The following is a 22,056-nucleotide window of genomic DNA, read 5'->3' on the forward strand; positions in this document are numbered from 1 at the left end:
AACGCATTGATTTGAGATGAGTAAAGAGAAAGCGCCGACGCTCGACGACGTTCTGCAGAGTTTCCGGCTTTGCGCACCGCTTTTCCATGCGCTGGGCGACAAGCAACGACAGGACATCATCATGCTGCTGGTCGAGAGCGAGCGGCTGAACGTGTCCGCGATCACCGAAAGAATGCCCTTGTCGCGGCCGGCGATCTCGCATCACCTGAAAGTGCTGCGCCAGGCCGGCTTGGTGAAGGTGGAAAGCGAGTCGCGCGAAAATTATTATTCCCTGACGCTCGACGAGGGACTGCTGCAGCTCAAGCAGCTCGTCATGCAGGCGGAGCAGTCATGTGTTTGAATTGAATTCCTGTGTTCACGCGGTGGCATGAACGCGGAATCCGGCTTGCCGGCCTTGTGTCGGCAAAAATTTTGACCAATAGGTCGATATGTTTAAACATTTGATTATAAGGAGCAGTGATGAGGAAAACCGTTTTGATTACCGGTGCATCCAGCGGCATCGGAAAAGCCAGCGCCCTGAAGTTCCACACCGCAGGCTGGCAGGTGGTCGCCACCATGCGCAAGCCGGAGGAAGCGGATTGGGCACCGTCCGGCGCCGGCTTCATGGCAGCCCGCCTGGATGTCACCGACACCGGATCGATTCGCGGCGCGATTGACGGCGCGCTGAATCGCTTCGGCCGTCTCGATGCGGTCGTCAACAATGCCGGTTATGGCCTCGTCGGGCCTTTCGAAGCCTCCACCCCCGAGCAGGTCGAGCGCCAGTTCCAGACCAACGTGTTCGGCCTCATGAATGTGTGCCGCGAAGTCATTCCGCACATGCGCGACCGGCGCGGCGGCACCATCATCAACGTCGCATCGATGGGTGGCCGGATCACCTTTCCGCTCTATAGCGTGTACCACGCCACCAAATGGGCGGTGGAGGGCTTTACCGAGTCATTGCACTATGAGCTCGAACCCTTCGGCGTACGGGTCAAGATCATCGAGCCGGGGCCGATCAGGACCGATTTCTACGACCGCTCGATGGATCTCATGTCGAAGCCGGGCCTGACTTCCTACGATGGTTACGTCGAGAAAACCATGCCCAACATGCAGAAGGCCGGCTACACGGCGCCGGGGCCGGAGCTTGTTGCGCAAGCAATCTATCGCGCGGCCACCGACAACTCGGCGCGCATGCGCTATTCCCCTAATTCCGCAAGCATTCTCGCCCTGCGACGGGTGTTGCCGGAGCGAGCGTTCTACTCCATCGTGCGCAAGGCCGTGGCGCGATGAGCGGGCGATGGGGCAAGGCCGGGATTGACTTGCGCTACCGAGCCATGCCCCGGGACGCTTGCATGCCATCGATCATGCAAGCGCGCTCTCATTCACCCTTGTCCGATTTCTTTTGCCGCACGCCGTCTCCCTGGCGGCGCGAGAACGATTGCATCACCTCGGTCAATTCGGCCACTCGGAGCGCCACCTTGTAGTTGACGCTTCCTTCGGGATAGCCGCCCGGACCGGCAGCGCCGGCGGGCACGCCTGTGAGAATGGAAACGGCCTGATCGACATTCTCGTACGCATGGATGCGGAACTGGCCAGCCTCGACCGCCGCCACCACATCATGACGCAGCATCAGGTGCTTGACGTTGGCGGCCGGGATCAGCACGCCATGCTCACCGTTCAGGCCGCGTGCCGCGCAGATGTCGAAAAAACCCTCGATTTTTTCGTTGACCGCGCCGATGGGCTGCGCCTGCCCGAGCTGGTTGACCGATCCGGTTATCGCCAGCGATTGCCTGATCGGCAGACCGGCCAGGCTCGACAGCAGCGCGCACAATTCGGCCATGGAGGCGCTGTCGCCGTCGATCATGCCGTAGGACTGTTCGAACACCAGGCTGGCCGACAAGGCCATCGGCTGGTTCCTGGCGTAACGGGAGGAGAGGAAGGACGACAGGATCAGCACGCCCTTGGAGTGAATCGCGCCGGACAGCTTGACCTCGCGCTCGATGTTGATCAGTTCGCCCTCGCCAAGCCGCGTGGTCGCGGTGATGCGTGTCGGCTGCGCGAAGGCGAAACCGCCGAGTTCGATCACCGACAGTCCGTTGATCTGCCCGGTCACTGCGCCGTCGGTGCTGATCATCAGGGTGTTGCGCAGGATTTCCTCGTGCATCCGATCGCGCAATCGGTCCTGCCGACGGATCTGCGTATCGATCGAGCGCTGCACATGGGAAGGCAGCACGATGTTCCGGCCTTCTTCGCGCGCCCAGTAATCGGATTCCCGCAACAGGTCCTTGACGCTGCCCATGTGGGTGGACAGGCGCTCCCCGTCGCCGACCAGTCGCGCGCCATGCTCGATGACCCTGGCGACCGCGCCGCGCTCGAAGGGGAGCAAGGCCTCCTGGCGGATCAGCGTGGCAATCATGCGCGCATACAGCATATGCGTGTCGGCGTTGCGCTCGATGCGCTCCTCAAAATCCGCCGCCACCTTGAACAGCTCGCGGAATTCCGGATCGTATTCCTGCAATAGGTAATAAAACAGGCGATCGCCGAACACGACGATCTTGGCATTCAGCGGAATCGGCTCCGGCTCCAGCGACACGGTGCTGATCAGGCTGTAGGCCTGGCCGAGCGATTCGATATGGATCTCGCGCGATTTCAGCGCCCGCTTCAATCCCTCCCAGGCAAAGGGCTGCATCAGCACCTCGCGCACGTCGAGCAGCAGATAGCCGCCATTGGCGCGATGCAGCGCGCCGGGCTTGATCAGGGTGAAATCGGTGACCAGCGCGCCGGAGTGCGTGCCGTTGGTCACCAGCACATTCACCTGGTAGCGGCGGAAATCCTCATGCATCACGAGGGTCAGGCCGCCGGTGTTGGACGGTTCTTCCTGCCTGCGGAAATCGTCGGCATGCTCGATCACATCGAGCTGCACGATATCCAGGTAGGACAGCACCTGCGGCAGGTCGTTGAACATCGTGCGGACTTCGTTCATCGCGTGCTCGACGGCGGACAGGATGGTGTCGCGATTGAGCTGCTTGATGCGCTCGCTGCGTTCCTTGTGCCATTGCGGCAGGCGGCGCAGGATCTTTTCCAGGCGTTCCTGCAGTCCGGCGATCTTCTCCTCGATCTGCTTTCTTTCCTCCTCCGGCAGCTTGTTGTATTCCTCCGGCGGCATGATCTCGTGGAAATGGGTCGGCGCGAAGGCAAAGCCGCCGGGCGTGCGCAGCAGCACCACCTCCTGTTGATGCGCGTCGTTTTCGAGCTCGCCCAAGGCCACTTCCTGCTGCTTGCTGAATTCTTCCTGGATGGCACCGATCTTGTCGCGGTACTCGTCGCTTTCGAACAGCGCCGGGATGGCCGATTGCAGGTAATCGACCAGTTGCTCCATCTGCACGCGCAATGCCGTGCCGCGGCCGGCAGGCAGGCGAAGCGCGCGCGGCATGTGCGGCTGCGCAAAGTTGTTGACGTAGCACCAGTCGTCCGGACCGGGTTCGCTGCTCGCCTTCTTTTCCAGGTAGCGGTGCACCATGGTGCGCTTGCCGAGACCGGATGGCCCAAGCGCGAAAATGTTATAGCCTTCGTGGCGGATGCCGGCGCCGAAGCGCACCGCATCCATGGCGCGCAACTGGCCGATCATTTCGCCCAGATCCTCAAGTTCTTCCGTGCTGCGGAAACGGAACAGCTCGGGGTCGCAGGCCTGATAGAGCTGATGTACTTGCAAGGCGGTGAGGCTTGTCATTTTTCTTGCCACTCAGGTGATGGTGTCCGTCTGGCCTCGGACGCCTTGTTCGGTTTGCTGGTACCCGGTATCGACTCCCTTGTGTTCCGGGTGATGCCTTTTCTGTTGCTGGCAATTACTATCGTAGATCGCCCATTGCGGCGATCATTGCGCCAGATCATTCAATTTCCGCCCGCGCTTGCCTTGCCGAACGCCGGCCTTCGAGCCATGGCCGACGGCTTGACGGATCTCAATGTCAGGAGGGTTTGCACGCCTAAGCTGAGTTTGTCCGTTGGCGCTCTCCGGCCGGGGCCGGCCACAGAATGAGGATGCCATGCCGCAGGATGGTTCCGCAGCCGCAAGATGGGAGCATTTCCGGCACGGCGCCGACATCGGCATCCGCGGAACCGGCGGCAGCAAGCTGCAGGCATTCGAGCAGGCGGCGCTGGCCTTGACCGCAGTGGTGACCGAACCGGAAACGGTCAGGGCCGTGCATGGCATCGAGATCCGTTGCAGCAGCAACGACGATGAATTTCTCTTCCTCGACTGGATCAATGCACTGATTTACGAGATGGCCACGCGCGGCATGCTGTTCGGCCGCTTTCATCTGGCGCAGGACGGCGCCACCCTGCATGCCAGCGTGTGGGGAGAGCCGGTCGATGTCGCCCGTCATTGTCCGGCCGTGGAGCCCAAGGGCGCGACACTGACCGAACTGAAGGTGAAACGGTCGGACAAGGGCATCTGGACCGCGCAATGCGTGGTGGATGTATAGCATGGACAGCTCACATTTCATTCGCCAATCGGAAATGACCTGGGAAATGCCACCGCAGGGTGGCATGCGTGTCCCCGCGATCATTTTCGCAAGCGAACAGTTGATGCAGGCCATGGACGAAAAGGTCCGCGAGCAGATCTGCAACGTCGCGATGCTGCCCGGCATCGTGAAGGCCGCCTATGCGATGCCGGACGCGCATTGGGGCTACGGCTTTCCCATCGGCGGCGTGGCGGCCTTCGATCCCGACCAGGGCGGGGTGGTGTCGGCCGGCGGCGTCGGCTTCGATATCTCCTGCGGCGTGCGCTTGCTGAAGACGGGGTTGAAGGATGAGGACCTGGAGCCGCACAAGCTCGAGCTGGCTTCCGCCTTGTCCCATGCGATTCCGGCCGGTGTCGGCAGTCACGGCGCATTGCGCCTCAGTGCGGAGGAAATGGACCGGATGCTCCTGGACGGGGCGCGCTGGGCGGTCGCGCGCGGTTACGGCACGCTCGACGACCTGAACGTGACCGAGGAGTCCGGGCGCATGGAAGGCGCCGACCCCGACCTCGTATCCGATGCGGCAAAACACCGCCAGCGCGATGAAATGGGGACGCTGGGTTCCGGCAACCATTACCTCGAAGTGCAGCGTGTCGGCACGCTTGTCGACGAGGCGATTGCCGAAGGATACGGCCTGCATGTCGGAGACATCGTGGTCAGCGTGCACTGCGGCTCGCGCGGGCTGGGGCATCAGATCGGAACGGAATTCCTGCGCGACATGGCCTGGGTCGCCATGCAGCACGGAATGACCCTGCCGGACCGCGAATTGGCCTGCGCGCCGATCCGCTCCGAACTCGGTCAACGCTACCTCGGTGCGATGCGCGCCGCAATCAATTGTGCGCTGGCCAATCGGCAGATTCTGACCCACCTCACGCGCGAAGTGTTCGCCCGGTTCTTCCCGCAGGCCAGCCTGGAACTGCTGTACGACGTGTCGCACAACACCTGCAAGGTGGAAGAGCATGAAATCGACGGGCGCAAGCGCAAGCTGTTCGTCCATCGCAAGGGAGCCACCCGCGCATTCGGTCCCGATCATCCATCGCTGCCGGCACAGCTGCAGCCCTACGGCCAGCCGGTGCTGATCGGCGGCAGCATGGGAACGGCGTCCTATGTGCTGGCGGGAACCAGGCGCTCGATGCAGCTCTCGTTCGGCTCCGCCTGCCACGGCGCGGGCCGCAGCATGAGCCGGCATGAGGCACTGCGGCGCTATGGCGGCAGGCAAGTCGCCGATTCGCTCGCGCATCGCGGCATCCTGATACGCAGCCCCTCCATGCGCGGCGTGGCGGAGGAGGCGCCGGAAGCCTACAAGGATGTGAGCGAGGTGGTGGATGCCGCCGACCAGGCCGGGCTGGCGCGCATCGTCGCGCGGCTCGAACCGCGGGTGTGCATCAAGGGATAGGCATGGCCAGACAGCTTCCTGCACATGCCGCGCACGGTGCGCGCCCTGAACGCCATCGCGCTGCCGGGCATGAACGAATGCGCCCGTCGCAACTGGTCGAACAAGTCGGCGGCACCTACGCCGAAGAGCTGGGCATCGACCTGCATCGTCACGACTCGGGAGAAGTCTTCAAATGGTTCATCGCGGCAGTCTTGTTCGGCGCGCGGATTTCCGAAACGCTCGCCATGCGGACGCATCGCGAATTCCAGCAGGCCGGCGTTCTTTCGCCACGCCGCATGCTCGACGCGGGATGGGACAAGCTGGTCGAACTGCTCGATCGCGGCGGCTATACCCGCTACGACTTCAAGACGACGACCAAGCTGCTGGACCTCAGCCAGACCTTGCAGGAGCAGTACCAGGGCGATCTGAATGCGCTGCATGAGGACGCGCGCGACGAGGCCGACCTGGAGCACCGCCTCATGGAACTCGGCAAGGGGATCGGTCCCGTCACGGTGAATATCTTCCTGCGTGAAATGCGCGGCATCTGGCCGAAGGCGAAGCCGCTACCGTCGGAACGTGCGATACGGGCGGCCAGGGCGCTCGGCTACATTCATGCAACGGCCAGGGATCCGGCGCGCATTCTGCAGGCACTGGAGAGCGCATGGCGGTCGGACGGAAGAAAGACGAAGGATTTCGCCGCCTTCGAAGCCGCGCTCGTGCGCCATGAATCCCGGCTCGGGAAGCGCCGGCAGCGCAGCCACTGAGGTATTTTCAGGCCACTGCTTGCCGCTTCAATGCGCCGGCAGCGAGTGCAGGATGCTCTTGAAGTTGTTCCAGTCGGTCGCGCCCCAGATCTCGGAATGCGCGCGACCGAAGGTACGGATCATGGCCGACACCTTGAGCGCGGCATTCATGTCCGGCGCGGTGAAGATGTCGAGATAATCGTACGGCCCCAGCAGTGCGTAGCTCTGCAGCCACTTCACGTCCGGACATTCCTGCTCGATGTGCTGGACGGCACGTTTTTCAAAGTCTTCCATGGAAGTCGGCGATTTCAATGCTTCCGGGGAAAGTCGCGTCAGAAGGATGAAGGTTTGCATGGTGCCGTCTCCGCGTGCGGGTGGTTCGTTCTCCCACGTTAGCAGCGCAAGGCGGGGCAGGTTTGCGCCTTCTCAAAGCGCTCCGCAACAACCGGCTTGCCTCCATGCGGTGCGGAAAACTCAGCCGATGGCAGCAAATTCGCCGCACAGCCGCGCCATTGCCACGCGCGCTTGCGTGCTGGATTGCACCGCAGCGGACCAGTCGAGGCCGGGCGGTGCCAGCACCGGGCCCAGCTCCAAGCCGATGCGGGTGCGGCGCGGCAGCCAGGTGTCGGCACGCAAGCCCGCCCGTGTGCCGCGCAGGCCGGCAACCACGATCGGTGCGGCCGCCTTGGCTGCCGCGAGGAAGGCGCCGGCGTGAAAGGGTTTCAGACCCGCTTCCCGACTGAATGTGCCCTCGGGGAAAACTACCACGCTCTGGCCGCCGCGCAAGGCCTCGGCCATGCGCTCCACATCTTCCGCTCCGCGTCGCGCGTCGAAGCGTTCGACGAACAATGCGCCGAGTCCGGTCATCAGGCCTCGCATCACGGGCTGGGCGGCGAATTCGCGCTTTGCCGCGAACGCATACCCGGGCACGGCGGGCAGCAGCGCGGTGAGTGCAATGGCGTCGAGATAGCTGGAGTGATTGACCAGCAGCACATGCGGTTCTCGCGGCAAACGCTCGAAGCCATTGGCCGACAGCGGTACGGCGGCAAGGCGGAACAGCAAGCGCGCCGCAAAGCGGGTAATGCGCCGCCCTTGCGCGGGGCTCTGCAACAGCAGGATCAATCCGCCGACGGGCAGCGCAAGCACCGCAAGCACCAGCCACATGTACACGCCGTATGCCCATGCACTTACGCGCCTTGCGGCGACACGCAGGTCCGCCAGCACGGCGCTCGCGGCGAAGCGGGCTGTGCGCAGGCGGGGCAGGGCGGACGGCTGTTCCGCCTTGCCATGCTCGTACGCATCCCTGCTGGCCAGACGCCGGATCTTGCCGCTGGACGTTTTGAGTACCGCATGCGGCGGCACGAGGACGATGTCGTCGGCCGGCATGCCGATGACGTCGACCGCGGTCTGATTGAGTGCCTGGCGCAGTTTTGCGCGAGCCGCTTCGTCGCGCTCGCGGGTCTCGGCCATGATCACCAGCCGTTCGCTGCCGGTGGCGGGATCCGGGCTGGCGAAAACCGCCACGCAGCCCTTACGTATGCCCGGCACATTGCCCGCCGCCTGTTCCAGGTCGTAGGGATAGAGGTTGCGTCCGCCGCGCTTGATGAGGTCCTTCACCCGTCCGGTGACATAGACCTCGCCCTCGGCCATGTAGGCGAAATCGCCGGAGTCGAGCCAGTCGCCGCGAAACAGCTTGCTCGTGCCCTCGGGATTGCGATAGTAGCCGGAGGTGGCGGAGCTGCCCCGGAACTCCAGGCGGCCGACGCGGCGTTCGGGCAATTCGACTTCCGCGTCGTCGACGATGCGGATCTCCTGGCCGTGCAGCGCGCGGCCGCAGGAAGGGATGGACAAGGCGTCCGCGCCGCCACCCGGCACGGCCTTGCCCTCGCGGGTAAAGGTATCGCGCGCGATGACGTCGATGCGCGGCCCGCGCTCCAGCGGCGGGAAGGCGAGCCCGACCGAGGATTCCGCCAGCCCGTAGACCGGCGTGAGCGCCTGGCGGCGCAAGCCGCACCGGGCAAAACGCGTTGCGAAGGATTCCAGCGTGGCGGGGCTGACCGGCTCCGCGCCGTTGAGCGCCAGCCGCCAGCGCGACAGATCGAGTTCGGCGAGCGTGGCGTCGCTGATATGCCGCACGCACAATTCATACGCAAAATTAGGTGCGGCGGACATCGTGCCGTGGTGGCGCGTGATCGTCTGCAGCCAGAGCGCGGGCCGCGCGAGAAAGGCGAGCGGCGACATCAGCACCAGCGGGATGCCGTGGTACATCGTGCCGAACCAGGCGCCGATCAGGCCCATGTCATGGTAGAGCGGCAGCCAGGACACGAACACGTCGTCCGGCCCGGCCTGCGTCGCCTGCCCGAGCGCGCGGATGTTGGCCAGCAGGTTGGCATGCGTCAGCACCACGCCCTTGGGGTCGCCGGTGCTGCCCGAAGTGTACTGCAGGAAGGCGATATCGCCGGCCTGCGGCTGGTAGCGCGGCGGCGCGGGCGGTGCATGCAGATCGGAGGGCGTGACGATGGCCGCCAGGCTCGGCACGGCCGCCTGCAGCATGAGAGCGACCTGTTTGGCCTGCTTGAACGTGATGATCAGCACCGCTTCGGCATTGGACAGGATGCGCGCGTGGCGCTGCAGATGGTCTTCGATCTGCGCCATGCGCGCGGGCGGGTAGATCGGCACCGGTATGCCGCCGGCAATCATCACGCCGAAAAAACAGGCGAGGTAATCGCGGCCGGTGGGGAGCATCAGGGCAACGGTTTGCTTCGGCTGCAAGCCTTGCGCCTGCAGGCCGGCCGCAATGCTGCGCGCTTCATCCAGCAGCTCGCGGTAGCTGATGGGATGCTCCTGGTGCTGTTCGTCGTGCAGCAGGATGTGGACCTCGTCGGGCTGGCGCTCGGCGTGCCATTCCAGCACATCGACCAGGCTCTGCGCGTCGGTGGGCACGCCAGGCGTCCGCGAACCGCTCAGCGCATGGGCAAACTCAGGCGCCTGCTCGGGCGCTGCCTGTCCCAGCCAGTGCAACAGCTCGCGCGGCGTGTCGGCCTGTCCCAGCGCCTCGCTCGGCATTTCGACGCCGAAAGCTTTTCCCACGCGCTGCATCAATTCCACGCGTGCCAGGCTGTCCAGGCCGAGGTCGCGCTCGAATGAGGTGTGCAGACCGACCTCGAGCACCTGCCCGGGATGCGTTTCGCGCGCGAGTTGCTGTACGATCGCCAGCAATTGCTCGGCGGAAGATGTACCGCGGTGAGTCTGATGATCGTTCACAAGGATCGATGCCGACATAGTCAAGCCTCACCATAAAACTTCCCGAACCCGCATCATTGTTATGGATCAAGCACGCGCTCTGGTCGGGCTTTCCATCGGCACCCACCGGTCTTATTCTGTTGATTCCATAGAACGGATGGCAACATGACCACAAGCACGGCTGTTCCCGGCGCGGGGAGCGTCCTGGCGCCCGGCGTTTCGCGCCGCGAGGTGTGGGGCTGGGCGATGTACGACTTCGCCAATTCCAGCTATACCACCGTCGTCATCACCGCCATCTACAATGCCTATTTCGTCGCCGTCGTTGCCGGCGGCAAGACCTGGGCGACGCTGGCATGGACCGCCGCGCTGGCAGTATCCAACCTGCTGCTGATGGTGGTCGGACCGGTACTCGGTGCCTATGCCGACTTGCGCGGCAACAAGAAGCGCATCTTGCTTGCGTCCACGGTCGGCTGCGTCGCCACCACCGCGGCACTGGCGCTGTCCGGGCCGGCCACACTCTGGCTGAGCGTGCTGATGCTGGTGCTGTCCAGTTTCTTCTACGGCATCGGCGAAAATATCGTCGCCGCCTTCCTGCCCGAACTGGCCGGCAGCGAAAGCCAGGGCAAGGTCTCCGGCTGGGGATGGAGCCTCGGCTACATCGGCGGCTTGCTCTCGCTCGGCATCTGCCTTGCCTATGTCAATTGGGCCGCGGCGCGGGGGCAGCAAGCCTGGCATTACGTACCGGTCACCATGCTGATCACCGCCGCCATGTTCGGCGCGGCGAGCCTGCCCACCTTCCTGCTGCTGCGCGAACGCGCGCCGCGCCAATGGCAGGCGCGCGGCGCCGGCCTGGCCCGACAGACCGCCGCACGTCTCATGCAGACATTGCACCGCACGCGGCATTACACCGACCTGCGCCGCTTCCTGCTGTGCATCGTGGTGTATCAGTCGGGCATACAGGCCGTCATCGCGCTGGCCGCGATTTACGCGCAGCAGGCGATGCGCTTTTCCACGCAGGACACGGTGAGGCTGATCATCGTGGTGAACATCACCGCCGCCATCGGCGCGTTCGCATTCGGCTATGTGCAGGACCGCATCGGCCACGTCGCGACCATCGCGATCACGCTCGTCGGCTGGATCCTGATGGTCGCGCTGGCATGGATGGCGCAAGGTCCGGCGCTGTTCTGGCTGGCCGCCAATATCGCCGGCCTTTGCCTTGGCGCGAGCCAGTCAGCCGCACGCGCCTTCGTCGGCATCCTCAGTCCGGATCTGCGGCGCGCCGAGTTCTTCGGCCTGTGGGGCATGGCGGTGCGACTGGCATCGATCGTCGGCCCGTTGACCTATGGACTGTCGACCTGGCTGTCGCGCGGCGACCACCGTTTGGCGATGCTGATCACCGGCGGCTATTTCGTCGCGGGCTTGCTGTTGCTGGCGGCGGTCGATGCGGAGCGCGGGCAGCGCGCGGCGCGGACCTGACCGGACGACGGGTCCGGCGAGGAGTCTGATTCGATGACGCAGTCCGTCCCAGCGCAAGACGGCATCGTCCGCGTCATGTTTGGCGGCGACGTGATGCTCGGACGCCTGGTCAAGGAAGCCATCCTGCGCCACGGGCCGGATTACCCGCTGGGCCCGATTGCCAATCTGATGCGCGGCGCCGACCTGGCCGTGGTCAATCTCGAGTGCGCCATCACCGCGTCGACCGAGCAGTGGCAGGGCGCGCCCAAGGCATTCTATTTCGGCGCGCCGCCCGAGGCCGTCGAGAGCTTGAGCAGGGCCGGGGTCGATCTGGTCAGCCTCGCCAACAACCACGTCCTTGATTTCGGCATCGAAGGATTACGCGATACGCTGCGCCTCCTGCGCCGCCACGACATCCGCTTCGCGGGTGCCGGCGAAGACCGGCGTGAGGCCCTGTCGCCGGTGACGCTCGATTGCAGCGGCATCCGCTTCGGCATGGCGGCATTCTGCGATCATCAGGAGGATTTTGCCGCACGGGGCGACCGGCCCGGCATGGCCTACCTGGATTTTGACGATGAATCCGCCGTCATGGCCGCCTTGCGCGAGGCGCTTGATCCCTTGCGCTGCGCATCGGTCGACTGGCCCATCCTGTCCTTGCACTGGGGGCCGAACATGGTGTTCCGTCCATCGAAAAAATTTCGCAGGATCGCGCACGCCGCCATCGAGATGGGATGGAAAATCCTGTTCGGCCACAGCGCGCACGTGTTCCAGGGAATCGAGATCCATCGCGGCTGCCCGATCATCTACGCGGCGGGCGACCTGGTGGACGATTACTATGTCGACCCCGACTTCAGGAACGACCATCAACTGCTGCTGGAAATGGCACTGACGCGCGATGCCCTGTGCGGCATCACGCTGCATCCGGTGTTCATCGAGAACTGCCAGGTCCGTCGCGCCAGCGGGGCGCAGGTCGACTACATCGCCGGCTGGATGAGCGCGCTCTGCCGCGAAATGGGAACGCCCGTACGCCGCGAGGCGGACACGCTGCGCATCGAAGGCCGCGCACCCTGAAACCTTGACGCGGCAGCCCCTCGTACTGCATCAGCCGTTCACGAAGTGGCAAACGTAATGCGCCGGGAATCGCGTGCTCATCGGCTCTCCTAACCCGAAATATGGTGATGGCCAGCAGTCACCCTCTTGGCTTGCAGGCCTTCGCCCGCGCCGCCTTGCTCCAGGAACTGCACGTCGGTGCCGACCGCCACCGCATTGAAATCGGGATAGACCAGGTTGTCGCGGTGAAAATAGAACTCCCGCCCGTCCGCCGTTTCGATGAATCCATAGCCGTCCTCGAACAGCTTCGTGACGCGGCCGTGCAGCGGGACTTCATGCGTTTTCACGTCGCCGCGTTGCTCGCGCACGTAATCCTGCAATTTCCGCACTGCGGCGTCGAACGCGTCGCGGATGACGATGAACACATTCTCATGCTGATGGACATGACTGATGGCAATTTCCGTTTGCGGCACGGTCAGGTCGATATGCACTTCAAACATGCGCCCTTGCGTATGGTGCTTGCCGGCAGCATCGACAGTCACATGGCAATGCATCACATGTTCGGAGAAGTGGTCGAGCTTTTCCGCCCGCTTGCGGATCTCCGCCTCGATGGCATCGGAAGGAGGGATATTCAGAAAGGTGATATGCAGAGGGATTTTCATGATGTTGTCCCGTGGATGGACATAAGCTACCGCATTCAGGGTAGAACGATGCGCCGGCGCGGAATTGCGCCAGCGCAGATCGCGAAATCTTTTTCTAAGATGAATACCGATGCGCGTAGTGGGACAGGGCGGGAACCCGTCGGGCGGCATCGATCATCACGCGCTCAGCATTTCATATTAGTCGCGAAGCTCGTGCATTGGCAGGGCTTGCCGCTTGCCGCTTGCCGACCCGCAAACTTGGCGTCGATCGAAGGCTTACGGCCTGGAGAAGGGGAGCAACAGCATGCTGCCGTCCTGATCGTCGCCGGTGTCCACGCGATACTTCGGCGTGGCGACAAAGCCGTGCGTGCGTCCTTCGGCGTCCTGGTAGTCGCCCACCACCTGGCCCCGGTTGTTGATGCCGAAGACTTCAGTCGAAACCGCGCCCGGATAGTCGATAGTGAAGTACTTGCCTTTGGCGAGCAGGAAGCCGTGCGTTCCGGCTGTCTCCCCGAAGGTGCTGCCGACGATCTGTCCGCGGGCATTGATCCCGTACGGCGTCGTCGACTGCGCGCCGGGGCGGTCGATCACGGTGATGCTGCCGCGCCGCGACAGGTAGCCGTGCTGTTTTCCGTCGCTGCCGACATATTCGCCGACGATGTCCTCGGCAATGTTGATGCCATGCGCGGTGGTCGAGATCGAAGCGGGAACGTCGACCACGGTGAAGACCTTGTTCTTGAGCATGAAACTGTGGAGGTCGGGAATGCGGGTGGAGTTGAAATTCCCGACGATGGTGCCGGCATCAGTGATTCCGCGCGCCGCCGTGACATCGAACTCGGAGGTGCTGATGGTGCTGAAGATACCGCCATCGATCCGGAAGCCGTAATCGAAACCATGTCCCATGCGGTAGGAACCGACGATCTGTCCCTGGTTGTTGATGTCGTACGCGAACTCCGCGATGTCCGGCGTTTCGCCGGGCGCATGCGGATATTCGATCGTCGTGAATTCACCGTTCTTCAGCAGGAAGCCGTGGTTCAACGAAAACTGTCCAGGGATCTGAGGATGGCTGAAGGTGCCGACGACATGGCCGAGGTCGTTGATGCCGTACGCCTTGGTACCCGACGCATCCGGCACATCGATGGTTTTGAAGTCGTACTTCACGGCAAATGGATGAGGAATGCCATCGGCCGGTGGCGCGACATTGCCGTTCGCCATGACCGCCGAGGGTGAAGCCGCAATGAAACAGAATGCCGCCGTACAGTTGAACAAAAATGCTCTCACAATATGCTCCTTCATGAATGCTGCAGGATTGAACAAGGCCTTGCTACGCAGGTACAACGATGGGCATCGTTGTTGTTTCCGGTGCTTTGTCGGTACTTCGGACGGCACGCAGACCCGACGGCGACAAAGGAGCGCGTCTCTGAAGGACGCATGGATATGGATGTGTTCACGGCGCAAGCGGAACGCAGAACGCCCCGCATGAATGACGCGAAGGTGGGATAGGCCGGGACGGCCCTGGGTTCCCCGGCATGGAGGTGGGTTAAGGTTGGTGCAGGTTGGTGAAGATTTCCATGGCGGCGACGGAGCTTGCGCATTCGCAAGGTTTCCCGTCAGCGCACGTAGACTTGATGAACTGAGTTCCTTCTTTGAAGTCACACCATTGCATTTCGATCAAAGGAACTAATTCAACGTTGGCCGACCAGAAAGGAGAACACCATGAAGTTCGGAGCAATCAAAGCAGCCGTTATCTGTGTCTTGGGAGGGGCCCTGATCGCCGGGTGCGCGTCGTCGTCGCCGTCCTCGTCGACAGTTGCATCCACCCAGAAGAATGTTAACAGCGGGAAAATTGCCGCCGTCGAAACCACCGCGGTAGTCGACCAGACGACGGTTGGATCAAGCTCCGGCAGTGGTGCCGTGGTGACGTCCGCCAGCGGCGGTCCTTCCCTCATCACCGTGCAATTCGATGATGGCACGCAAGGCAGGTATGTCATTGAGCATCCGACATCCGTGCACAAAGTCGGCGAGCCGGTGAATGTCATCACCGATGGCGATCGCATTACCATCACGACGCGCTAGCCGCAGTTGACCGTTTCAGCGCCGGCGGGCTTGCCCCGAATCGGGCAGGCTGTCGTCGGCGTCCTGCCAGCCGCTTACCCCCACCCCGACAGCAAGACTTCTTTCCGCCACGCCGGACAGGACAGGCTCCTGCGCAGGAGACCGGTCGCGTTGTATAATCTGGCCTCCCCGCCGCACCACACCTCGCCTTGCCATGCCCGACCAGAATACCGAATCCCCCGTTTACGAAGACCGCCTCTGGAAGGATGACGGCTGGACAGCCAAGGTCATCAAGAACGAAGACGACGAGGGCTGGGCGGTCGCCATGTTCAAGGACGGCGAGTCGGAACCGGCGCTGGTGGGACCGTGGACCATGGGCCGCGACAAGAAGAACCCCAAACCGCTCGATGCCAATGCCTTCTCCACGCTGGTCAAAACCGCATCCGAAGTGCTGCGGCGGCATGAACAGCAACTGCATGCGACGCTCAACAAGCGTGTCGCCATCACGTACAATGGCGCGGCCATCACCGTCACGCTGACCATCGTGCCGGATGACTATGAGCCGCACGGCGTGCTCACGGCGATCGATGAACAAGGCAGTGAAATCGCCGGCAAAAAGGTTGAGCCCAATTTCGCCCTGACGCGCGCCAGCGCCAGCGCCTGGGCCGACAAAGGCTTTGGCCGCTAAGCTGAACATGGGGCCGCAACCCCTGCAATCCTGAAACGGACTTTCCCATCATGAGCAACAATCACGACATCAAACCCGGTCAGTCCGTCGAACTGCTGAAAGAGCTGCATATCCTGACCCGCGACGGCAAGCTGAACCAGGACAGCCGCCGCAAGCTCAAGCAGGTCTACCACCTTTACCAGTTCATCGAGCCGCTGTTGCAGGAAGTTCGGCAGGATCATGCCGACATCACCCTCGTGGATCATGGCGCGGGCAAGTCCTATCTCGGCTTTATTCTGTATGACCTGTTCTTCAAGAACCTGAACGACAAATCGCACATCTACGGCATCGAGACGCGCGACGAATTGGTGAAGAAATCGCAGGAGCTGGCACAGCGACTGGGCTTTCCCGGCATGTCCTTCCTCAATCTGTCGGTGGCCGAGTCGATCAGTTCGACACAGTTGCCGGAAACTGTCGATGTCGTCACTGCGCTGCATGCCTGCAATACGGCAACCGATGACGCCATTCGCTTCGCGCTGCAGAAGAAGGCGAAGTTCATCGTGCTGGTGCCTTGCTGCCAGGCGGAAGTGGCCTCGGTGCTGAAGAAGAACAAAGGCAAGTCGCTCGGCCGCGACGCCTTGACCGAGATCTGGCGCCACCCCATCCACACCCGCGAATTCGGAAGCCAGGTCACCAACGTCCTGCGCTGCCTGCAACTGGAAGCGCACGGCTATCAGGTCAACGTGACCGAGCTGGTGGGCTGGGAGCATTCCATGAAGAATGAATTGATCATCGCCAGTTACAAGGGATTGCCCACCGGGCGTCCAAGCCGACGCCTGCAAGAGGTGCTGCGGGAACTGGGGCTGGAAGAAATGGGAGAACGTTTTTTTACACCGGACATTGCACCTGAATCCGTATCGCAGGAATGATGCAACCGAATCGGGCGCGCGTGTTCGCATGGTCTGGCGAGGCCAAGACTGGACTGGGCAACGAGGGTATGGTCAGCGCCGCGAGGATGCTTGTAGCCAGTTGCATTCGAGGGCCGACGTGGCCGACCAACGCTGAGCTCCTTGCCAAAACAACAGGTGCCAGGGCCCGGTAGTTGAACGGATAGCGCAGGCGCTGAGCGCGGCGGTCTCTGGTGCGTCACCGTGGTTGGTCCGCATCGCGTGCCGCCGCCGGCACTGCCCGCTGCACATGCGCACTCACGATACGACTGTGCGCCAATATGGAAATGCAGGTGCGCCAATCTTCATGTCTTGGCAGTGGTTTTCGCGACCTCGCCGACTCCCGCCTGGCGCAAATGCGCAAGCAGTTTGACCGCTTCAGGTAACAGAGTCGACTCGGGCTTCACGCCTAACCACAGCGTACGTGATGCCCATGCGTCGGACAGTCGGACCGCGTGTAAGCCGGCGCCCAGAAGTTCCGGCCTGACAGCGCAGTCCGGAAGCACGCCGATACCTAATCCCGCTTCGATCATTCGACAGATCGCGTCAAAGCTTCTGACTTGAATACGTAAGCGCAGTGCCTTGTCCTGGGCTGCGGACGCATCGGTCAATCGTTGCAGCAGGGAAGTGCCCTGGCTAAGCCCGACAAAGTCGTAATCCAATGTATCCGCGAAAGCAATTTCCGTCAGGGACGCCAAAGGATGCTGCGGCGGTACGAGCACGACCAGCTTGTCCGTCTGATAGAGAAATTTTTCGACGCCGTGCGAGGCGACATTGTCGGCGAAGATACCGAGATCCGCTTCGCCATCGACCAGCGCCGAGACTATCTCCTCGCTTAACTTCTCTTCCAGGCTGATGCGGATGAGAGGCTGTTCCTGCAGGAAGGAGGCCAGATCGCGCGGAAGAAACTCGATGATGGCCGAGGTGTTGGCCCATAGGCGCACATGGCCGCGAACGCCAATGGCAAAGTCGCTCATGTCGTTGGCCATCCGATTGACGGTGTCCAGCACTCCGCGCGCGTGGTGGACCAGCTCCTTGCCGGCCGGCGTCAGTTCCAGCCCACGCGGCATTCGCACAAATAAGGTGCAATCCATCGTGCGCTCGAGCTCGCCGATGCGCTTGCTGAGCGCAGAGAGCGTCATGCAGGCCTTGTCCGCTGCCTTGGTGAGGCTGCCGGTCTGGGCGACCAGGAGGAAGATGCGAAGCGATTGGAGATCGAAATGCGTGGGATTTATCACTTGTCGTCGGACCGGTCTCTCGAATTGTCGCGGTCACTTATAGCCTTCGATGATGGCATGCAAGCGCTGGCAAGCCTTGATGCCTGGGAAAGGCTAGTTGAAAAACAAAGTACTGTCAATCATGAGGCCGTACCGACTTCATGGCGGAACGGCAATGGCGCCAGGTGCAGACAGTCGCGGCAACGCAGACATTCCCCGCTGGCTCAAGGTGTGACGGGCGAATCCTCGGCAAGCGGCACGTCTGGTGCGCCAATTTCGCGTGTCCATACTCGCGGCGCGCTTCCTGACCCTTTCCATCCCGGAAAGGGGCGTTGAAATTTCACTGATTATCAGGACGCTTTTCCCTTCTTAAGATGAGTTCCTCGACAACAACGCTTCACGTGGAGAATGCAGAAATGAAGCCATTGGACGGCTTGCGAGTACTCGAACTCGGCCAGCTCATCGCCGGACCTTTCGCAAGCAAGATGCTTGCGGAGTTCGGTGCGCGCGTCATCAAGGTTGAACCGCCCGGCACCGGCGACCCGCTGCGGAAATGGCGCCTGCTGCACGAAGGGACATCGGTCTGGTGGGAAGCGCAGTCGCGCAACAAGGAATCCATCACACTCGACCTTCGTACGCCGGAGGGCCAGGCTGTCGTCAAACAACTCGTCCAGCAGAGCGATGTCCTGATCGAGAACTTTCGACCCGGCACGCTCGAAGCATGGGGGCTAAGCTGGGAAGAGTTGCACGCACTGCATCCGGGTCTTGTCATGCTGCGCGTCTCCGGTTACGGACAGAGCGGCCCATATCGCGATCGGCCGGGATTCGGCGTCGTGGGTGAAGCCATGGGGGGCTTGCGCCACTTGAGCGGCGAGCCAGGCCGCACCCCGGTGCGCGTCGGCGTCTCGATCGGCGACTCGCTGTCCGCGCTCCATGGAGTCATCGGCATTCTGCTTGCGCTGCGACATCGCGACCAGCACGGCGGGGAAGGGCAGATGGTCGATGTCGCCCTGTATGAATCCGTCTTCAACATGATGGAAAGCCTGTTGCCCGAGTACTCGGTCTTCGGCGCGATTCGCCAGCCGGCCGGCAGCTCCCTTCCGGGCATCGCTCCGAGTAATGCGTATCAGTGCGCAGACGGCAAGTATGTGCTGGTTGCCGGCAATGGAGACAGCATCTTTCGGCGCCTGATGGACTTGATCGGGCGAGCCGACCTGCGTGACGATCCAGCACTTGCGCAAAATGACGGTCGCGTGAAACAGGTGGATCGGATCGATGCGGCCATCTCCGCATGGGCGGCGCAGCACTCGCTGGACGAAGCACTGGACACGCTCAACAAGGCGCGCATCCCGGCTGGCAAGATCTATGATGCCGCCGACATTGCCAGCGACCCGCACTACCGCGCTCGTGACATGATTCTCGAGTCCCGGTTACCGGACGGGACGCCCGTTCATTTGCCGGGAATTGTCCCGAAGTTGAGTGCAACACCAGGGAGGGTATACCGGTCCGCGCCCGCGCTTGGCCAGCATACCGACGAAATCCTGGAAGGCCTTGGCATCGACGGCGCGACGCGCGACGCCTGGCGCGCGCGCGGCATAATCTGACGGGGAACATCATGAACAGGAAACGCCTGTACATCCAGGAAGTTGCGACGCGTGACGGGTTCCAGAATGAATCCAGATTCGTCGACACCGAAGCCAAGATCGCGCTGATCGACTGCCTGAGCGAGTGTGGTTACGCGAAGATCGAAGTAACATCTTTCACCTCGCCAAAAGCCATTCCAGCCTTGCGCGACGCGGAGGCGGTCATGCATCGGATCAAGCGCCGCGAGGGCATCATTTACACCGCCCTGGTTCCCAATGTGCGAGGTGCCGAGCGGGCCATCTCCTGCCATGTCGACGAGATCAACCTGGTCATGTCGGTAAGCGAGAGCCATAACCGTTCAAACCTGCGCATGACACGCGAGCAGTCGTTTGCACAACTGCGCAGCGTGATCGAGGCTGTGCAAAAAACACCGGTCTCGATCAACGTTTCCCTTTCGACGGCAATGGGCTGCCCGATGGAGGGAGATGTCCCGGTGGAGCAGGTACTCGAATGGGTGCAACGCTTTGTCGATATCGGCATTCATGGGGTGACCTTGTGCGACACCACGGGCATGGCGTTTCCCTCACAAGTGGCGACCCTCTCGGAAGCCGTGCGCTCACGCTTTCCCGCGCTGGAGGTGACGCTCCATTTCCACAACACGCGCGGCATGGCGCTGGCCAATACGCTGTCGGCACTCGGCGCAGGCATCGACCGTTTTGACGCGTCTCTTGGCGGCCTCGGCGGCTGTCCGTATGCGCCCGGCGCGACGGGAAATGTTTGTACCGAGGACCTGGTCCATATGCTTGAGCTGGAGGGGTTTCGAACCGGCGTCGACCTCGATGGCGTGCTGGCTGCCTCAGCCTTGTTGCCCGGGTTGGTCGGTCATGAAGTTCCAGGCCAGTTGCTGAAAGCCGGTCGACGCCTTGACCTTCACCCGATGCCGTCGACGGAGGGTGGAGCGTGACAATCCTCCGCCTTAACGGTTCGGAAAAGGTCATTGAAAAATACGCAATGTTCAGTGTCTTCGCTGGTCATTACTATCGAAGGATGTCATGTCGACATGAAGCCATGCGAACGTGCTCATCCGGGAAAGAAGATCTGCATTGAGCAGAGGAGGAAACATTTATTCACAATACCGGAAAACTTCAGCGTCTCGCATGGCGTACTGAAAAACAAGGTCATCATCAGCCGAAACAAGGAGATAAGCAAATGAGATATACGAAATTCACGCTTGGACTCGCAGCGCTGCTCTGCGCTGCTTCCGTCTGGGCACAAAACCCTATCGTCATCAAGTTCAGTCACGTCGTCGCGCTCGACACACCCAAAGGCAAGGCCGCGGAATACTTCAAGAAGCTCGCCGAGGAGCGCACTCACGGACGGGTGAAAGTCGACGTCTATCCGAACAGTGCGCTGTACAAGGACAAGGAGGAGATGGAGGCGCTCCAGCTCGGCGCGGTGCAGGTCCTCGCGCCACTCTCGTCCAAACTTACCTCGATGGGCGTCAAGGAGTTCCAGGTATTCGACTTGCCGTACATTTTCGATAATCTGGACGAAGCGCATAAAATCACCCAGGGTCCGGTTGGCAGGGGCATGCTGAACAAGCTTGACCGGCTGGGCATTGCCGGCCTGGCGTTCTGGGATAACGCGTTCAAGGAAACCACAGCGAACCGGCCGCTTCGCACACCGGCCGACTTCAAGGGCCTGAAAATGCGCATCACTCCATCGAAGGTCATCGACGCACAGATGCGCGCGCTTGGCGCCAATCCGCAAGTTCTGGCTTTCTCAGAGGTCTACACTGCCTTGCAGACGGGGACGGTCGACGGCGAGGAAAATCCGACCTCGAACATCGCAACGCAAAAGTTCTACGAAGTGCAGAAGTACATGACCCTCACCAACCATAGCTTCCACAACTATGTGCTGGTCGCGAACAAGCGGTTCTGGGACGCATTGCCGCCGGATATTCGCAAGATCATGGACGGTGTCGTAAAAGACAGCACCGATTACTTCAACAGCATCGCCGCCAAGGACAACAACGATGCCTTGGCTGAACTGAAGAAGACCAAGATGCAGATCGTCGATCTGACGCCGGCCGAGAAGAAGGCTTTCAAGAAGGCGCTTGCGCCGCTGCATAAACAGTTTGAGCCCGTCATCGGCAAGGAGCTGCTCGATGCGATCCACCATGAGACAAACTGGGATCCTGCCACGTTCTGACTAATTCGTGCCTTGTGAACAGGAACGCCGCGGTAGAGACATCGCGGCGTTTTCCCATGCATGCGGCGCCCAGGCCGGCCCGGAATTTCGCCATCGCATTCAACACGGATTTCCCGTCCTCAAAGGTTTGAAGATGTGCAGCCTTGACTGCCGTGGTCAATTAGAGCGCCCGGACAGAGTGCGGAAATGGCAGGCTTGCCAAGCGGCGCGCACCGGGATTCCGGCAGGTTTAAGCCGTTGCAGACCATGGGCATGAGGTCAAGCTTTGCAATCCTCGTGGATGCTTTTCTTTTTGTTGGCAAAGCTTCTGCCCTTTTGCAGGGAAATGACGGCTGCCCACAAAAGGTAAAAAAGTCTTGCCATTTTCCGTGC

General features: G+C 62.0%; 19 protein-coding genes. 13 read left to right on the forward strand and 6 right to left on the reverse strand.

Annotated elements, in window-relative coordinates; genetic code table 11:
• Positions 1 to 16: 16 nt before the first annotated feature.
• Together VJ651_RS06485 and VJ651_RS06490 are read left to right on the forward strand one after the other, a co-directional pair.
• The gene (locus VJ651_RS06485; RefSeq protein WP_324106656.1) at positions 17 to 340 is read left to right on the forward strand and encodes a metalloregulator ArsR/SmtB family transcription factor; all 324 of its coding nucleotides are present in this window, start codon (positions 17 to 19) and stop codon (positions 338 to 340) included.
• 119 nt (positions 341 to 459) lie between these two features.
• On the forward strand, positions 460 to 1,269 hold the full coding sequence (locus VJ651_RS06490) for an SDR family oxidoreductase (RefSeq protein WP_324106657.1): 810 nt from the start codon (positions 460 to 462) through the stop codon (positions 1,267 to 1,269).
• Positions 1,270 to 1,357: 88 nt separating this feature from the next.
• Here the strand turns inward: VJ651_RS06490 and VJ651_RS06495 are convergent, their stop codons facing one another.
• Positions 1,358 to 3,709, reverse strand: coding sequence for a Lon protease family protein (locus VJ651_RS06495; protein ID WP_324106658.1), 2,352 nt, complete (start codon positions 3,707 to 3,709; stop codon positions 1,358 to 1,360).
• A 313-nt stretch (positions 3,710 to 4,022) separates the two neighbouring features.
• Between VJ651_RS06495 and VJ651_RS06500 the strand changes: the two genes are divergently transcribed.
• From VJ651_RS06500 to VJ651_RS06510, 3 genes are read left to right on the forward strand one after another with little or no spacing between them, the layout of a single operon-like run.
• Positions 4,023 to 4,460, forward strand: coding sequence for an archease (locus VJ651_RS06500; protein ID WP_324106659.1), 438 nt, complete (start codon positions 4,023 to 4,025; stop codon positions 4,458 to 4,460).
• A gap of 1 nt (position 4,461) precedes the next feature.
• Positions 4,462 to 5,892, forward strand: coding sequence for an RtcB family protein (locus tag VJ651_RS06505; RefSeq protein ID WP_324106660.1), 1,431 nt, complete (start codon positions 4,462 to 4,464; stop codon positions 5,890 to 5,892).
• A 2-nt stretch (positions 5,893 to 5,894) separates the two neighbouring features.
• Entirely contained in the window at positions 5,895 to 6,635 is a 741-nt protein-coding gene (locus VJ651_RS06510) for a hypothetical protein (RefSeq protein ID WP_324106661.1), read from the forward strand.
• A 27-nt stretch (positions 6,636 to 6,662) separates the two neighbouring features.
• On the opposite strand, the gene VJ651_RS06515 is transcribed toward VJ651_RS06510, so the two are convergent.
• Complete coding sequence (locus VJ651_RS06515) at positions 6,663 to 6,968, reverse strand: GYD domain-containing protein (RefSeq protein WP_136416417.1); 306 nt, start codon at positions 6,966 to 6,968, stop codon at positions 6,663 to 6,665.
• A 120-nt stretch (positions 6,969 to 7,088) separates the two neighbouring features.
• Entirely contained in the window at positions 7,089 to 9,896 is a 2,808-nt protein-coding gene (locus VJ651_RS06520; RefSeq protein ID WP_324106662.1) for an AMP-binding protein, read from the reverse strand.
• Between the two features lie 126 nt (positions 9,897 to 10,022).
• Here VJ651_RS06520 and VJ651_RS06525 point away from each other — a divergent pair, with 126 nt between their 5' ends.
• Together VJ651_RS06525 and VJ651_RS06530 are read left to right on the forward strand one after the other, a co-directional pair.
• Positions 10,023 to 11,333, forward strand: coding sequence for an MFS transporter (locus tag VJ651_RS06525; protein ID WP_324106663.1), 1,311 nt, complete (start codon positions 10,023 to 10,025; stop codon positions 11,331 to 11,333).
• A gap of 33 nt (positions 11,334 to 11,366) precedes the next feature.
• Complete coding sequence (locus VJ651_RS06530) at positions 11,367 to 12,383, forward strand: CapA family protein (protein ID WP_324106664.1); 1,017 nt, start codon at positions 11,367 to 11,369, stop codon at positions 12,381 to 12,383.
• 89 nt (positions 12,384 to 12,472) lie between these two features.
• Here VJ651_RS06530 and VJ651_RS06535 read toward each other — a convergent pair whose 3' ends face one another.
• The gene (locus tag VJ651_RS06535; protein WP_324106665.1) at positions 12,473 to 13,024 is read right to left on the reverse strand and encodes an HPF/RaiA family ribosome-associated protein; all 552 of its coding nucleotides are present in this window, start codon (positions 13,022 to 13,024) and stop codon (positions 12,473 to 12,475) included.
• A 255-nt stretch (positions 13,025 to 13,279) separates the two neighbouring features.
• Positions 13,280 to 14,284, reverse strand: coding sequence for a hypothetical protein (locus VJ651_RS06540; protein WP_324106666.1), 1,005 nt, complete (start codon positions 14,282 to 14,284; stop codon positions 13,280 to 13,282).
• 435 nt (positions 14,285 to 14,719) lie between these two features.
• Between VJ651_RS06540 and VJ651_RS06545 the strand changes: the two genes are divergently transcribed.
• The 3 genes from VJ651_RS06545 to VJ651_RS06555 all read left to right on the forward strand — a co-directional run bounded on the left by VJ651_RS06545 (position 14,720) and on the right by VJ651_RS06555 (position 16,654).
• A complete protein-coding gene (locus VJ651_RS06545) occupies positions 14,720 to 15,079 on the forward strand; it encodes a hypothetical protein (RefSeq protein ID WP_324106667.1) in 360 nt (119 codons plus the stop codon).
• 193 nt (positions 15,080 to 15,272) lie between these two features.
• Positions 15,273 to 15,746, forward strand: a complete 474-nt coding sequence (locus VJ651_RS06550; RefSeq protein WP_324106668.1) for a hypothetical protein — start codon at positions 15,273 to 15,275, stop codon at positions 15,744 to 15,746.
• Positions 15,747 to 15,796: 50 nt separating this feature from the next.
• Positions 15,797 to 16,654, forward strand: coding sequence for an SAM-dependent methyltransferase (locus VJ651_RS06555; protein WP_324106669.1), 858 nt, complete (start codon positions 15,797 to 15,799; stop codon positions 16,652 to 16,654).
• A 323-nt stretch (positions 16,655 to 16,977) separates the two neighbouring features.
• Here the strand turns inward: VJ651_RS06555 and VJ651_RS06560 are convergent, their stop codons facing one another.
• Positions 16,978 to 17,910, reverse strand: a complete 933-nt coding sequence (locus VJ651_RS06560) for a LysR family transcriptional regulator (RefSeq protein WP_324106670.1) — start codon at positions 17,908 to 17,910, stop codon at positions 16,978 to 16,980.
• Between the two features lie 395 nt (positions 17,911 to 18,305).
• Here VJ651_RS06560 and VJ651_RS06565 point away from each other — a divergent pair, with 395 nt between their 5' ends.
• The 3 genes from VJ651_RS06565 to VJ651_RS06575 all read left to right on the forward strand — a co-directional run bounded on the left by VJ651_RS06565 (position 18,306) and on the right by VJ651_RS06575 (position 21,684).
• Positions 18,306 to 19,493, forward strand: a complete 1,188-nt coding sequence (locus VJ651_RS06565) for a CoA transferase (RefSeq protein WP_324106671.1) — start codon at positions 18,306 to 18,308, stop codon at positions 19,491 to 19,493.
• An 11-nt stretch (positions 19,494 to 19,504) separates the two neighbouring features.
• On the forward strand, positions 19,505 to 20,437 hold the full coding sequence (locus tag VJ651_RS06570; protein ID WP_324106672.1) for a hydroxymethylglutaryl-CoA lyase: 933 nt from the start codon (positions 19,505 to 19,507) through the stop codon (positions 20,435 to 20,437).
• A 245-nt stretch (positions 20,438 to 20,682) separates the two neighbouring features.
• Positions 20,683 to 21,684, forward strand: a complete 1,002-nt coding sequence (locus VJ651_RS06575; RefSeq protein ID WP_324106673.1) for a TRAP transporter substrate-binding protein — start codon at positions 20,683 to 20,685, stop codon at positions 21,682 to 21,684.
• Positions 21,685 to 22,056: the final 372 nt, after the last annotated feature.

The sequence above is a fragment of the Noviherbaspirillum sp. genome (assembly GCF_035254865.1).
Lineage (GTDB): Bacteria > Pseudomonadota > Gammaproteobacteria > Burkholderiales > Burkholderiaceae_D > Noviherbaspirillum.

Bases quoted from the DNA above. Each gene is read 5' to 3' on its own strand.
- VJ651_RS06485 (WP_324106656.1), top strand. From the start codon at position 17: ATGAGTAAAGAGAAAGCGCCGACGCTCGACGACGTTCTGCAGAGTTTC.
- VJ651_RS06490 (WP_324106657.1), top strand. From the start codon at position 460: ATGAGGAAAACCGTTTTGATTACCGGTGCATCCAGCGGCATCGGAAAA.
- VJ651_RS06495 (WP_324106658.1), bottom strand. From the start codon at position 3,709: ATGACAAGCCTCACCGCCTTGCAAGTACATCAGCTCTATCAGGCCTGC.
- VJ651_RS06500 (WP_324106659.1), top strand. From the start codon at position 4,023: ATGCCGCAGGATGGTTCCGCAGCCGCAAGATGGGAGCATTTCCGGCAC.
- VJ651_RS06505 (WP_324106660.1), top strand. From the start codon at position 4,462: ATGGACAGCTCACATTTCATTCGCCAATCGGAAATGACCTGGGAAATG.
- VJ651_RS06510 (WP_324106661.1), top strand. From the start codon at position 5,895: ATGGCCAGACAGCTTCCTGCACATGCCGCGCACGGTGCGCGCCCTGAA.
- VJ651_RS06515 (WP_136416417.1), bottom strand. From the start codon at position 6,968: ATGCAAACCTTCATCCTTCTGACGCGACTTTCCCCGGAAGCATTGAAA.
- VJ651_RS06520 (WP_324106662.1), bottom strand. From the start codon at position 9,896: ATGTCGGCATCGATCCTTGTGAACGATCATCAGACTCACCGCGGTACA.
- VJ651_RS06525 (WP_324106663.1), top strand. From the start codon at position 10,023: ATGACCACAAGCACGGCTGTTCCCGGCGCGGGGAGCGTCCTGGCGCCC.
- VJ651_RS06530 (WP_324106664.1), top strand. From the start codon at position 11,367: ATGACGCAGTCCGTCCCAGCGCAAGACGGCATCGTCCGCGTCATGTTT.
- VJ651_RS06535 (WP_324106665.1), bottom strand. From the start codon at position 13,024: ATGAAAATCCCTCTGCATATCACCTTTCTGAATATCCCTCCTTCCGAT.
- VJ651_RS06545 (WP_324106667.1), top strand. From the start codon at position 14,720: ATGAAGTTCGGAGCAATCAAAGCAGCCGTTATCTGTGTCTTGGGAGGG.
- VJ651_RS06550 (WP_324106668.1), top strand. From the start codon at position 15,273: ATGCCCGACCAGAATACCGAATCCCCCGTTTACGAAGACCGCCTCTGG.
- VJ651_RS06555 (WP_324106669.1), top strand. From the start codon at position 15,797: ATGAGCAACAATCACGACATCAAACCCGGTCAGTCCGTCGAACTGCTG.
- VJ651_RS06565 (WP_324106671.1), top strand. From the start codon at position 18,306: ATGAAGCCATTGGACGGCTTGCGAGTACTCGAACTCGGCCAGCTCATC.
- VJ651_RS06570 (WP_324106672.1), top strand. From the start codon at position 19,505: ATGAACAGGAAACGCCTGTACATCCAGGAAGTTGCGACGCGTGACGGG.
- VJ651_RS06575 (WP_324106673.1), top strand. From the start codon at position 20,683: ATGAGATATACGAAATTCACGCTTGGACTCGCAGCGCTGCTCTGCGCT.